11 protein-coding genes are annotated in these 14565 nt (G+C 37.4%); 6 read left to right on the top strand and 5 right to left on the bottom strand.

All coding sequences use genetic code 11. The features are described from left to right. Positions 1-11: 11 nt before the first annotated feature. From EA772_RS18165 to EA772_RS18145, 5 genes are all read left to right on the top strand, one after another. Positions 12-1634, top strand: a complete 1623-nt coding sequence (locus tag EA772_RS18165) for a DUF5689 domain-containing protein (protein WP_010603237.1) — start codon at positions 12-14, stop codon at positions 1632-1634. A 131-nt stretch (positions 1635-1765) separates the two neighbouring features. Then, positions 1766-3178, top strand: coding sequence for a calcineurin-like phosphoesterase family protein (locus EA772_RS18160; protein WP_124914417.1), 1413 nt, complete (start codon positions 1766-1768; stop codon positions 3176-3178). Positions 3179-3181: 3 nt separating this feature from the next. After that, positions 3182-4072 carry a glycerophosphodiester phosphodiesterase family protein gene (locus EA772_RS18155; RefSeq protein WP_124914416.1) on the top strand — a complete coding sequence of 297 codons (891 nt, stop codon included), beginning with the start codon at positions 3182-3184 and terminating at the stop codon, positions 4070-4072. Between the two features lie 16 nt (positions 4073-4088). Beyond that, positions 4089-4991, top strand: a complete 903-nt coding sequence (locus EA772_RS18150; RefSeq protein ID WP_124914415.1) for a glycerophosphodiester phosphodiesterase family protein — start codon at positions 4089-4091, stop codon at positions 4989-4991. Positions 4992-5018: 27 nt separating this feature from the next. After that, the gene (locus tag EA772_RS18145; RefSeq protein WP_124914414.1) at positions 5019-5711 is read left to right on the top strand and encodes a GDSL-type esterase/lipase family protein; all 693 of its coding nucleotides are present in this window, start codon (positions 5019-5021) and stop codon (positions 5709-5711) included. 92 nt (positions 5712-5803) lie between these two features. On the opposite strand, the gene EA772_RS18140 is transcribed toward EA772_RS18145, so the two are convergent. Then, positions 5804-6253, bottom strand: coding sequence for a hypothetical protein (locus EA772_RS18140; protein ID WP_124914413.1), 450 nt, complete (start codon positions 6251-6253; stop codon positions 5804-5806). A 78-nt stretch (positions 6254-6331) separates the two neighbouring features. Then, positions 6332-7108: a LexA family transcriptional regulator gene (locus tag EA772_RS18135; RefSeq protein ID WP_124914412.1), complete on the bottom strand. Its 777-nt coding sequence runs from the start codon at positions 7106-7108 to the stop codon at positions 6332-6334. A gap of 134 nt (positions 7109-7242) precedes the next feature. On the opposite strand from EA772_RS18135, the gene EA772_RS18130 reads away from it, so the two are divergent. Continuing rightward, on the top strand, positions 7243-7593 hold the full coding sequence (locus EA772_RS18130; protein WP_010603233.1) for a GIY-YIG nuclease family protein: 351 nt from the start codon (positions 7243-7245) through the stop codon (positions 7591-7593). Between the two features lie 169 nt (positions 7594-7762). Here the strand turns inward: EA772_RS18130 and bla are convergent, their stop codons facing one another. From bla to EA772_RS18115, 3 genes are all read right to left on the bottom strand, one after another. Beyond that, complete coding sequence (gene bla, locus EA772_RS18125) at positions 7763-8620, bottom strand: subclass B3 metallo-beta-lactamase (RefSeq protein ID WP_124914411.1); 858 nt, start codon at positions 8618-8620, stop codon at positions 7763-7765. A 44-nt stretch (positions 8621-8664) separates the two neighbouring features. Next, a complete protein-coding gene (locus EA772_RS18120) occupies positions 8665-11838 on the bottom strand; it encodes a peptidase MA family metallohydrolase (protein ID WP_124914410.1) in 3174 nt (1057 codons plus the stop codon). A 140-nt stretch (positions 11839-11978) separates the two neighbouring features. Next, the gene (locus EA772_RS18115) at positions 11979-14429 is read right to left on the bottom strand and encodes a transglycosylase domain-containing protein (RefSeq protein WP_124914409.1); all 2451 of its coding nucleotides are present in this window, start codon (positions 14427-14429) and stop codon (positions 11979-11981) included. Positions 14430-14565: the final 136 nt, after the last annotated feature.

The raw sequence follows: 14565 nt of genomic DNA, 5'->3' as shown, positions 1-14565 counted from the left end.
AAATTATCAACATGAAAAAAATTATCATATATAGCTTTGTTTTAATCTCAATTTCCGTTTGGATGATTGGATGTAAAAAGCAGAATTACCCTGGTGGAGAAGTAAGTCCTTATTTACCCATCTTCGATTTAAGAGGGCTTTACAAAGGATCGGATATTACGCTAAGTCCCGAAAATATGTACGGCTCCAGTAGCATCTCTGCAGTAGTGGTTTCAGATCATTCTGGAAAAAACCTTCCTGCCGGATTATTAATTGTTCAGGATAAAAAACGCTTATCTCAACTTAGGGGTATTGCCATTCCAATCGGTGCTGATGCAGCCAAATACGTACCCGGCGATTCAGTTGTGATCAATGTTACTGGTGGTGTTCTGGGTCGTGTAGATGGAATTTTGCAAATTAAAGGCATTTCTCCAGGCGCTGTAAACCGGGTGGCACAAAACAAACCTATCGCCAAAAACAGAGTACCAAGTAGTTTTATCCTGGCAGACCCAAATAAATATGAAAGTACGCTATTAGCAATTGTAAAAGGCGGGTTTAATCCGCTTCCAACACCTACAGATGTGTTATCGGGCAACAAAACGTTGAATGATGGATTTGCTGATATTACCTTGCACACCGAGGCAACAGCGACCTTCGCGAACAACCCGTTGCAATTCTCGGCAAATTATTACGGTATCTTATTTAACAAAGTAAGCTCAACAGGTACGCTAATTCCAGAACATCGTATGAGAACGGCCAGCGATGTTATTACTTTAAGTTCAACGCCTGAAATTCCAGATTTTATCATCTCGGGATGGATTCCTGATCCGAGAGGCACCAATGCGAACAATAACTACATTCAGTTTATTGCCACAAGAGATATCAACTTCGCGGTAACGCCATTTTCTGTAGTTACCACGAATAATGCGGGTGCTTCAACGCCTGCAGGTTTTCCTGCCAATGGATGGGCAACTGGAGGCTTGCGTACATACAAATTTAATTTGACAACTGGTTCTGTTAGAAAAGGTGGTTATTTTTATGTAGGTGGTACGGGTAGAACAATTAACAGTACGGGTTCAACGCCGATACCTACCGCTCAATACATCAGAGGAATTAACTATTCTACAACTGCAGGAGATGGTTTCGGTGCAATAACCAATACGTTATTGGCAAATAGTGGTAATGCTTATGGAATTGCCGCTTTTAGAGGTACTACCGTAACTGCAACAACCAGACCCATTGATGTGGTATTTGTTCACAATGGTGGAAGTTTATTTACACCAGGACCACCGGCACAAGGTTATCGTATTGCCAATAATGATTTTTACGATGTTTACGATCCATTAGAAGTTGATCCTGCAGATCCTAATAAAGGTTTTCAGCCTTTCTATTTACAGGGCACCAACACCATCAGATTTAATTATCATGATAACTCGGTTGCCGACCTTGGTTGGTTTTACAAAGCTGGTGGTATTTATAGCGTTACACTTGGTAAGTGGGTAAAAGCCAGAGATATGAAATATATTATCTTACCTAAAGATAATTCGCCGGCAAACATGTCGATAATTGAAGATGATAATATTGTATTACGTGTGAATGCTGCAACAGGTGTAGAAATTGGGCGTGACACTATACCGCCAACCAGAATTAGATAAAATTATCCAAATAAAAGTGATGCTCAAAAGAATAATAAGTTTGGGCATCATTTCAATCAAAACTTTCCTATCGTGGCTAAGCATAATTGCTTAGAAAACCAATTAATTCCACAATCATCCTTCAATAAACAATGAACAGAAGATCATTTATCCAAAAAACTGGTTTATTAACCACTACTTTATTTGTTAGTTTAAAATCTTATTCTGCCTTTTCTCTGCTAGATGCAGATGGTAAAATAAGCGGCCGAGTAACCAGTAAAGGAAAGGGCATTGCAAATGTTGTGGTTTCTGATGGATTCAGTGTGATCCAGACCGATAAAAACGGCGGTTACAACATTGAGGTTAATCCGTTAGCTACATTCATTTGGATCAGTACGCCATCCGGATACGAGTTTACCACTGATAGCCACCTGGCAAAATATTACGAAAAACTTGATGCTAAAACCGATCTAAATTTCGAGTTGAAGGAAATGAAGCAGAAAGATAACCGTCATAATTTTATTATCTGGGCCGATCCTCAGGTGAAAAATAAAACGGATGTAGAGAAGATGATGACGACTTCTGTTCCGGATACCAAAAAAGTAATCCAATCGATGGGTAATATACCCGTTCATGGCATCACGGTTGGTGATATTGTTTGGGATAACCATGCGCTTTTTGCCGATTATAACCAGGCTGTGAAAGATATGGGCATTCCTTTTTTCCAGTGCCTGGGAAATCATGATATGGATTACAGGATGGGTGGCGATGAAACTTCAGACAAAACTTTCCAGGAACATTATGGCCCAACTTATTACTCTTTCAATAGGGGTAAAGCACATTATGTTGTAATGGATGATGTTCGTTATTTAGGAGAAGATAGGAAATATGATGGTTTTATTAATCAACGACAGCTGGATTGGTTGGCAAAAGATTTAAAGTTTGTAGCCAAAGATGCGCTCTTGATCATCAATCTTCATATTCCAGTTCACAATTCAGTAAAAAACAATACTGATTTATACACCGTTTTAAATGGTTTTACGAATGTCCACATTATGTCTGGCCATACGCATTACAACAGAAATGTAATAACTGGTAATGTGTTTGAGCACAACCATGGTGCAGTTTGTGGTGCTTGGTGGACTGGCCCGGTTTGTGAAGACGGTACGCCAAGAGGTTACGGTGTATACGAGGTAGACGGCACTAATTTGAAGTGGTACTATCAACCTACCGGATTAAGCAGAAAAGAACAGGTGCATATCTATGTTGATGAATTAACCAATCAGAAAAGATTAATTGCCAATGTTTGGAATTGGGATCCGAACTGGAAAGTAGAATACTTTCTTGATGGAAAGGCGATGGGCGCAATGGAAAATCAAAAAGGTTACGATCCGCAAACAGTAACATTATATAAAGGTGCAACCTTACCCGCGGGAAGAACTTTTCCTGAACCACATTCTACAGAACATTTATTTGTGGCACATTTTTTACCTTCGGTAAAAGCCGTAAAGGTAGTAGCTACCGATCGGTTTGGCGAAAAGTTTGAGGCAGAATTTAAGGGTTAGGAAATGAAATTACCAGCTATATTATTGATTCTCTTTGCTGGCACTACCTCATTCACCAATCGTTACTCAAATAACGTTAAATATCCTGCGTTCAGTGCCGAAGCGCACCGTGGCGGCAGGGGATTGATGCCAGAAAATACCATACCGGCAATGCTTTATGCGCTGAAAAATAGCAAGGTTACTAGCCTTGAAATGGATACCCATATCACCAAAGATCTTGAAGTGGTGGTTACACATGATGATTATTTGAGCAGGTCGTTCACGCTAAAACCTGATGGAACTGAAATAGCTAAAGAAGAAGCAAAAAAATATGTGGTATATGATATGGATTATCAAGCTTTAAGCAAATTTATTGTTGGTTCGAAAGATTATCCCGCTTTTCCTGAACAGCAAAAAGTCAAAAGCTATATTCCACGGCTTGGTGATTTAATTGATTCTGTTCAACGCCATATCAAAATCAATAAGCTAAAACAGTGTTTTTATGATATCGAAATCAAATCATCAGAAAAAGGCGACGATATCACGCATCCAAAACCCGAAAAATTTGCAGATTTGGTTGTTGCCATTATCCGAAAAAAGGGAATAGCAAATTATACCATTATTCAGTCTTTTGACAAAAGAGCCCTTCAGGTGGTTCACCAAAAATATCCTGATATCAAACTTTCTTACCTGGCCAACAACGATAAAAGCTATGAAGAACATATTCATGATTTAGGTTTTAAGCCTTTCATCATAGGTTCTTCGTATAAAGGTTTTAACCCTGCTATCATCGCGAAAGCACATGCAGATGGTGTGAAAGTTTTAACTGCCACGGTAAATACTAAGGCAGAAATTGAAAAACTTAAAAAACTTAAAATAGACGGGATCATGACTGATTACCCAAACCTTTTTTAATAATTATAAAATAAATATGAAGTTTAAAATAGCAGTTACATTATTTTGCGCAGCAAGTATGTCTGCGTCAGTTTCCTTTGCACAACAAACGAAATTTCCAGCCTTCAGTGCGGAGGCGCATCGAGGAGGCAGAGGGCTTTATCCGGAAAATACCATTACGGCGATGTTGCAAACTATGAAAATTGATGGTATCACCACATTGGAAATGGACACGCACATCACTAAAGATGGAAAGGTGGTGGTTACCCATGATGATTATCTAAGTCCTGCTTTTATGCTTACGCCAGATGGCAAAGAAATTCCTGCCACCGACGCAAAAAAATATCCGGTTTTTGGTATGGATTATAACGATTTGAAAGCATTTGATTTGGGAAGCAAGTATTTCGATTCATTTCCAAAACAACAGAAATCTAAACAATACATTCCATTGCTTGCAACTTTAATCGATTCAGTACAGGCTGAAATTAAGAAGGCTAAGCACAAACAATTTTTTTATAATATCGAAACTAAATGCAGCGAAAAAGGAGATGGTATTACGAATCCTGAACCTGAAGTTTTTGTTAAATTATTAATGGATGTAATCGAGAAAAAGAAGATTACGCCTTTTGTGGTTATTCAGTCATTTGATAAAAGGACAATTCAAATCATCAATAAAAAATATCCTAAAGTAAAAACATCGTTTCTGGTAGCCAACAAAAAGTCGTACGAAGAAAACATTGCTGATTTAGGTTATAAACCTTTTATTCTAAGTCCGGTTTGGCAAATGGTAACGGAAGAATTGGTTAATAAAGCACACGCCGATGGGGTGAAGGTGATTCCCTGGACCGCAAACAATGCTGAAGAGATCAAGAAACTCAGGGCGCTGAAAGTAGATGGAATTATTTCTGATTATCCAGATGTTTTAGTTCAAACGAAGTAGTATTTTAGTTTTCCAAAATCAATCACTATGAAAAGAAATCTTTATAAGCACCTAATTGTCGCAGTTGTATGTTTGCTTCTAAATTTAGGTTATGCATCAGCTCAAACGGTAAAGTGGGATAGCACTTATCGACCTGGTAAATACGTTGAAATTGTAAATAAATTTAAAGCAGATCCCATATCCAAAAAGAACTTTGTGTTTTTGGGCAATAGCATTACTGCCGGAACAGACTGGGCAAAATTATTAGCTCTCCCGCAGGCAAAAAATCGTGGTATTTCAGGTGACATTACTTTTGGCGTATTGGAGCGGTTGCAGGAGATCATTGATGAAAAGCCGGAGAAGGTTTTTATCCTTATTGGTATTAACGATATCTCAAGAAACATTCCTGATAGTGTGATTTTAAGAAATTATAAAGCCATGATTTCGAGAATTCGCAAGGGTTCAAAGAAAACGCAAATTTACTTTAACACACTTTTACCGGTGAACAGTTCTTTCGGTAAGTTTAAAAATCATTATAATAAAGATGAGCACATTTTATGGTTGAATGATGAGATTAAAAAATTCACTGCTAAAAATGTTACCGTTATTGATTTGTATTCAAACTTTACCGATCAGGATAAACATCTTCGTGCTGAATTAACAAAGGATGGACTTCATCTGATTCCGGAAGGCTATAAAGTTTGGGCTGATTTTTTAAATAAAACAGGCTACTTAAAATAACAGGATTTCTAAAATCCTATGGCATAAAAAAAAGCGTTCCAATTTTCATTGGAACGCTTTTTTTATCGAATATTTAACCTTTGGATATCTTCTTAGCCTTGTGCTGGCGGATTTGAAACTACCGGAGCTTTATCTCTATCTCTTCTTCCCATTCCTTTTCTCATTTTCTCACCCTTCTCTCTGGCTTCTGCTCTTATTGCTTCCAGTTTAGTTTTTTGTTCTGCTGTTAATACGGCATCGATTTTAGCTTTTTGAGCCTGCATTGTTGCTCTGCCTTCTTTCATCTTTTCTTTCCTGTCTGCCTGATCTGCAGATCTAAAAGCATCAACCTTTTTGGCATTTTCTAACTCGATTGCATAAATCTTGGTTTTCTGATCAGCAGTTAAACTCAGTTCTTTTTCTAATCTCGCTGTTGCCTTTTCAGCCCGCTGTTCGGCAGTCATTTTTGGCATTGGTTTTCTAACTCTTTTTGTTGAGTCTTGAGCAAATGCAGCAGTTAAACCCATCACCGCAATTGCTATTGTTAAAATCGCTTTTTTCATGTCTATTTTTTTTATGTGTTTGTTTTATAATAGATATGAATTTTGCAAAACAGTTTAATCAGAATAAGTTAAAAAGTGTTAATTTTTATTAAGCTGCGAAATAGATTTTTGCATTTGCGCCATCATCTGTGTTAGGGTCTCCATCGTTGGGTCAGGTGCCGGTTCAGGTAGTGATGTGGAGATATAAGCTTTTGCTCTCCAGATTTCAAGAATGTCATCAGCCGCGATGGTGTAAGGATCATAGACCTTATTATCAGATATAAGTTTTAAATCTTTATTTTCTTTAAAACGATTGCCCGCTCTTTTATACACAACGCCTTCGTTTTTACTTATTACTACATAAGTTTCACCGGTTTTTACCTCGTTCCAGTTGTCGAGGTACTCACCAATAATTACACTTCCTGGTTGCACTGGTAACATACTATCACCCATAATTTCAAAAGCACGGAAAGTTCCCTGTCTTAATGCGGCTAAGGGAAGTTGAAATTTAGGAAGATCACTTATATAGTGTGGATCGGAGAAACCATTTAAGTAACCGGCACTGGCTTTAACTGGTACCAATTCAATGTTCTCTTTATCATTTTGATCAACAGAAATGCTGAGCACTCTTAAATTCGAACCAGAGCTTTTAGGCTTTGGTTTCCAGCTGTCGCTAATCTTTTCGTTGATAAATTCATCTATAGTTAGATCAAAATATTCTGCTATTTTTTTTAGTAATTCGTATTTTGGTTCTGCCCGGTCTTCTTCATAAGCGCCAATTAGCGAACGCTTAATTTCCATAATATCAGCGAAATTCTGCTGTGTGTGACCTTTTTTCTTCCTGAGGTACTTTAAATTATTTGAAATATTCGACATAAAAATAAATTTTAAAATAAATTTGGAATTACTAAAATAGTTAGTAATTTTATGCTCATAAAGTTAGTAATATTATTTTGAATTGCAAGAGGGTATACTAAATAGTTTAGTTTTAATTCGATAATCCGTTTTTTATGAAAAAGTTTGTTTACATCGTTACTGACAGAAACCGTACAAGCATGCATGTTGGTATGAGTTCTGATTTAATTAAAACATTAGATTTTTATAAGCAGATGCCAAACTTATTTTTTGATAATGGAAAGCAATTGACTCGTTTGGTTTATTTCGAGGAGTTCAAAACTGAAGCTCAAGCACTGGCCAGATTCAAAGTGATCAGCCGCTTTACCCGGGTGCAAAAGGAGAGATTGGTAAGGTCTTGTAATCCTGATTGGATAGATTTAACCATTGGTTTAGATTTCGAGAATATTTTGTTGCATAGAAATATCACTAACCAGGTGAAGTTGGCTTTTACGAGTTTGTCGTAAATAGATAAAATGATCTGGGCATTGTTTGTTATTGCCTTAATTTAGTTTTTATAAAAATCGTTATTGGTTTTCCAATTTTCATCGGAAAGTGGCAATATCATTCAGGTAATCATCTCACAAACGAAATTGCTTCAATAGATGAGAAGTCAATTACGCAATGATGGGAAAACTATTCTGAAACTTTTTTAAGAAAACTCTTTTCCAATTCATTAATCTTTTCAAAGTATTCGTTCTTATTCATGAAAACTTTTGGATTATAAACTGCGCCAGGTTTACGTTTATCATGAAGATTGAATTGGCTGGCATGTGATGCTACCCACAAATTGAAGTCAATATTTTTCATTCCTTTAAAAGTTTGAATGTAATCTCGCTCAATATTTGGATAATCTTTTATCTCTGAAAACTTTCTATCTATAATAACCGAAGGGAAATTAGCAATCAAAACTTTATAGGTTGAGGCTCCATCTTTTGTATTAAACAAAAAACTGCAAGATCCTTTAGTGTGACCGGGATGATGAAGCATAGTAATGATCGTACTTCCCAACTTGATTTGTTCGTTATCTTTAAGCAAACGATCTGGTATAACGGGTTTAAAGGTTACACCATATTTCCCCAGCTCATAATCAGATTTGCCACCTGTTTTGAGTTCGTTTGCATCTTTTTCATCAACAAAGAGTTTTGCGCCTGTTTCTTTTTTAATATTAGCCATAGCGCCCAAATGATCGAAATGCGCCTGAGTGAGCAACAAAATTTTGATGGCTTTATAATCAAAACCTAAACTTTTAATGTTCTCTTTAATAATAGGCAATGAATTGGCTAATCCTGTATTGATTAAAATATTACCTTGATTCGTTACAACTAAATAGGAAGCCAAATCATAAGTGCCAACATAATAAAGATTGCCTGCTATTCTAAATGGTTCGGTTTTTTGCGACCATTCTTTTGGATTGTTAACCGGCTCAGTTACATTTTGAGCCATTGACATCAGCCTAAAAGACATCAGAACTATTAAGGCAATCTTTTTCATATTATAATTTTCAATTTACAATGGCATTCACCATATCATAAAACTTACCAGCCAGGAGCGAAGGTTAAACCGAAAACACCAGTTTTAACATCTTTGCGTTGGAAAGGTATTGCATAATACGGCTCCAATACAAAATAACCAAACACGTTAACACGCAGCGAAATACCTACACTCATCGCCGGCACACGCTCATTGGTTGCCTGATAAGTAACCTGTTTTCCTTGGCTATCAACAACGGGAACACCGTTTGCATCTCTAACAACCTCTGTTGTGTATGTCGGTTCGCTTTTGAACTTCACTTTAGTATCGTTCGTCCATGCCAAACCTGCATCAAAAAATAGATTTAAATCACTAAATAATAATTTTGATGGAACTGCAGCCAATTTTTTAGGTCCGGTGAAGGGTAATCTCAACTCAAAATTGAATACAGCAATCTTACTTCCCGTTAATTGATTGATGTCAAAAGATTCTGAAGATTGCGCTGAGGTTGTTTTGTAGATTGAATTTGATTCATAACCTCTAATTAAATAAGGATAACCCACGTACATCGGATACAGGCGGTCAGCATCTTTACCAATTCTGAAAGTATTATAAGATCTGGCCGCAACGGTTACAGGCTTTAACCTCCAGTATTTTCTTAAATCTGCTGTAGCTCCTGCAAAATTATAGGTTCCAAAATATTTTTCTCCGGCCACCCGGTATCTAAAACCGTCTAAAGGTCCGGTTAAGCCAAATATCGAATTGTCGCCAACAAAGCCCGCATTAAGTTGATAAAGTGTAAACGACCTGAAAGGTACGCCATAATCTAAAGTAGCCTGATCATTATCTAACCGTTTTCGATCTGAACCAATGTAATAACCAGCGTTGTTGTAATAATTACTATACCTGTCAATCCTATAGCTATAGTGAGAAAATGCTCCCCCAAGTTCAAATCTGTGCTTTTTACTAAATGGGTAGGCTCCGAAAATTTGCAACTGATCTTCAAAAGTTCTGATGATATCTGTTCGCTCACTCAAGGCATCAATGCTTGTATTGTTGTCGGCGGGCAGCTTTTCGTAACCATAAGAACTAAATCCCGATACATAAGGGATATGCGAAATGGCGGCTCCCCAATTAATTCTGCTTTTTTGATTGATGTAACCTACCAAACCACCCGCATCATAAATTTCTCCGTTAACCGAGATATTGGCAATGATTTGATTGGTGCCTAAAATGTCACTGAACATTCCAACAATACCACCCGAAACACCTGTGCCAAATCTGCTCGTAGATACGCCTACACCACTGTTAGCCAAATAGTCTAACTTAAATTTTGGCCTGTAAGCAACGGTTTTCATCGAATCAGCAATGATTTTTTCGAACCTATCAAAGTTGTTCAAATTAGAGTTGATGATGTTTACACCGAAATTCTCCATCGGTGGTAAAATGGCTGCATCAAAATTTTCTTCCTGGTTACCAATTCTTTTGGCTTTGAAACTACTCAACGGAGCATTGTAAAGCGTGTAGCGCTGATAACGATAGTAGCTGTAAACAATATCATCTGTATTAGATACTGATATCGCTGGTGAAAATTCAGTGATACCACTAATACCTGTAAAATAATCGGTTAACTGATCTACCGTATTATCTGCAAAATTGTATTTGTAGAGGTTTCTAAATCCATCTCTGTTTGATAGAAAATAAATATTCTGGCTGTTGGCGGAAAACTGTGCATTGAGATTATTCGCACCTGGAAATACATCCAAATTACTTACGGCTTTCGAGGCGATATCATAAATCGCCAGATTAATAGGTAGTACCGCATTAATGTTTTTATTTTGAATGGCGGCACGATCTGAAGAGAAAACGATCTTTTTTCCGTCAGGGGAGAAGCTTGGTGCATAATCAGAGTATACATCATCGGTGATTTGCGTAATCACTTTTGTATCTAAGTTATAGGAAAAAATATCACTCTGTCCTTCCACCATGCCCGAGAACGCAATGTCTTTTCCATTTGGCGACCAGGTTAGGTTCCCAAATTGTTGTACTTGTTCCATCGCAGTTTGCGAAACAGTACTTCCATTTGCCACATTGATAATCATCATCTGGTTTTTACCATGACTAAAAATACTGAATGCAAATTGCTTACTATCCGGCGACCAGGCACCTGCCGATTCAATAAAATTAAAATCATCAATGTGCCCATTAGAAATTTGGCTGGTCAGCTTTCGGATAATTCTCCCAGTTTTCGCGTCAGCCAAAAACAAATCAATACCAAATAAATCTTTTTCAGACATGAAGGCCACATACTTTCCATCAGGACTTAAGGCAGGAGCCACATTCATGTTACCTGCGTTTTTATTATCGATGATCTTTGTTCCGGTAATCTTAATTTGCGAACTATCGGCTTTTAACATCGGCTTGTAATGCGCATCAATGGAATTTTTCCATAATCCCGATAATGTTTTATCATCGTAACCGAATGTATATTTAATGGCATTTTCATAACCGTATTTGGCTGTATTTTTAAATAACGGTACAATGGTTGTATCGCCATACTGCGAACCAATGTAGGTCCAGAAAGCTTGCCCGTAGCGATATGGAAAGTATTTGTTGGAGTTGGTCAGATCTTTTAACGATGGAATATCTCTGTTCAACATGGCATCACGCATCCACATAGAAGTGAATGCATCTTTTTTTCCAATAGATAGATATTCAGCCATACCTTCAACCATCCATAGTGGCGTTTGGCCAACATTTTCCAAGCTGATCGAATCTTTCTCCAATAGAATATGATACTGAAAAGCGTGAACCAACTCATGTCCTAATACATGGCGGGTTTGACTATTCAATTCCATAACTGGCATGATCACCCGGTTTTTCAGTGCTTCGGTTACACCTCCGGTTCCAATCCCAATTTCTCCCTGCAAGGCAGTAGTTTGCTGAAAATCTGGATGATTGTTATATAAAATGATTGGATTTTTTGTTAAAAATGTGTCCCTGAAAACCTCCTGATGCATTTTATACCAGGTTTCTGCATCTTGCGAAAAACGCTTTAACATGTTATCATTCTTCAGGTAATAATAAATTTCGAAATGTGGGGTTTGCAAAACCTTAAAATCAAGCTTTTTGTATCGAACCTTATTTTGTCCGAAATACTGTGCCTGGGCAGAAAAAGAAAGAATAAGCAAAAGCAATATTGGAATATATTGCCTAATATAAGTAGCGCCTATTTTCATAAATGTGTGTTTAGTTTGTATTCAATAATTACTATCTGGAAGCTGGATCGGAAAAATAAAAATAGTAATACTTTAAATTAGTATTTAAATTTTAACACTTTTTAAAGGAGTTAATACCCGATTATTCGCCGCCGAAATTTCTACTGGCCGCCATTTTCATTTTTTTTCTTTTCGCGTTCTTCCTGTCTTTGTTTTCTCCTTAATTCACGCTCTTCCTTTTTTGTTAGGGGAGCAGTTGTTGCAGGTTGATTTTGTGCTGGCTCAGGTTTTTTTTCTTCTTTTTTAACTTCTTGCTCTGTTGGTGTTGCTGGTTGTGCAACTTCTGGTTCCGGAACTTCGAAATCTGTAGAATCCACGACAACACTATCAATAGTGGTTGTATCTCTAACATACTGCGGACTCGGGCAGTTGTAAGTTCGGGTAATTTCTACAGTTGCTTTAGGGAAGGGACCATAAGTATAACCTGTTGATGAGTCTAAGTAAACTTTTTCCATAAATTTGGCAAAAATTGGCAAGGCAGTTCTTGATCCTTCACCTTGTTCGCCATTTTTAAAGTGGGCAGTTCTTTCATCGCAACCAACCCAAACGCCGGTTACTAAATCCTTGGTTAAGCCCATGTACCAGGCATCAACATAATCAGATGAAGTGCCGGTTTTGCCACCAATCTGGTTGTTCTTTTTAAACAGATTTGGCCATTCCCATAAAGCCTGCGATGTTCCTCTGGGTTCTTCCATACCCCCACGAAACATATAGGTCATTAACCAGGCAATCTCTTCAGATAAAACCCTTTTTGTTTTAGGTTTGAATTCCTCTATAACATTGTTATCCAAATCTGTGATTTTTTCGACCAGGATCGGATCGGTTTTAATGCCTTTGTTCATGAACGTAGCGTAAGCCTTAACCATTTCGTAAACAGTTACATCATTTGAACCCAGACTTACTGACGGAACAGATTCAAGATGACTGTCGATACCACATTCATGCGCATATTTTACGACGTTATCCCATCCAACTTTCTCGGTCACCTGAGCGGTAATGGTATTTACCGATCTGGCCATGGCCCAACGCAAACTCATTTCCTGATAGGTAACACTATAATCTGCATTTTTTGGTTCCCAGTATTTAGTCTGCCCTTTATCCTGAAAGGCAATTTTCACGGGCTTGTCCGTAAATTTATCACACGGACTCATGCCTTGTTCTAATGCAGTCAAGTACGCGAATGGCTTAAAAGTAGATCCCGCCTGCCTTTTGGCCTGATTCACGTGGTCGTATTTAAAGAACTTATGATCGATACCACCCACCCAAACTTTAATTTTACCACTGGCGGGTTCCATGGTCATCATGCCTGTATTTAATATTTTCCCATAGTAACGAATAGAGTCTAAAGTAGAAAATAACGTATCCCGATCGCCCTTGTACGTAAAGATTTCCATCCTTTTCTTTTTATTGAAGTAGGCGGTAACTGAATCTGGTTGGTTTGGAAATTTCTTTTGGAGCATCGCATAGATTGGAAGATTTTTCATGGCCCGGTCGGGATAATCCACTTTATTTTTTTCAGAATCATACCATGGATCTTCATTTCCCCAAACGCTGTAAAATCTACGTTGTAACGTTTTCATTTGCTCTGCTACTGCTTCTTCTGCATATTTTTGAAGTTTCGAGTCGATTGTTGTATAAATTTTTAAGCCATCTTCATTTAAGTCGTAGCCGTTTTCGGTGCACCACTTCTCCAGATATTTCGATACCGCAGCCCTTAAGTATGAATCGCCATCACTGCCATCCTCCATTTTACCTTCTTTTAGTTTGATGGGCTCTTTGGAAAGTATAGCCAAGCTATCTTTACTTAATTTATTGTTTTTGTTCATTTGGCTTAATACAACATTTCTGCGTATCAATGCCTTTTCAGGGTTTTTAGTAGGGTTATAAAGGCTTGTGCCTTTTAACATACCAACCAGCATTGCTGCATCGGTGGTTGCTAAATCCTTGGTTTCCTTGTCAAAATAAATCCTTGCCGCTGTTTTGATGCCGTAGGTGTTATTTCCAAATGATACCGTATTCAGGTACATGGTAATAATATCATTTTTTGAGTAGTTCGATTCCAGCTTAACTGCGGTTAACCATTCTTTTAGTTTCACAATTAAGGTTCTTACCAATGGAATTTTTACAAGAAAACCTTGCGATTTGTTATATCTGGTGCGATACAAATTTTTAGCTAACTGTTGGGTAATGGTACTGGCGCCACCATCTTTACCCATGCCTACAACTGCACGACCCACAGCCTGTGCATCTATTCCCCAGTGTTTGTAGAAACGAACATCTTCGGTGGCAACCAATGCATTTATTACACTAGGTGCGATATCGCCAAAACTAACAGGAGTTCGGTTTTCTTTAAAATACCGGCCAATCAATTTCCCATCAGAAGTGTATAGTTCGGAGCCCACACGCAAGGTTGGTGTTTTAATATCACGATAACTAGGAGAATAGCCAAATAGCCACAGAAAATTCAGTTGAAGTGCCGAAAAGAAAATAATTATAAAAAATATAAAGATTGTAAAATAACGTAAGTACTTGTTTTTTATCTCTTTGAACATATTAAATAGGCTGATATTTTGGTAAATGCTGTGGCGTTAAATATAAAAAACTCTCTATGCAAATTCACGTTTTTAATTTACTAATTTTTTAGTACTATATTTAAAACCTTGATGCTGAAATAATCTAAATTACTAT

Origin of the sequence: Pedobacter sp. G11 (genome assembly GCF_003860265.1) — a bacterium.
GTDB lineage: Bacteria > Bacteroidota > Bacteroidia > Sphingobacteriales > Sphingobacteriaceae > Pedobacter > Pedobacter agri.
Note: the sequence above shows the minus strand (reverse complement) of the source record. Positions and strands in the feature narration are given on the sequence as shown.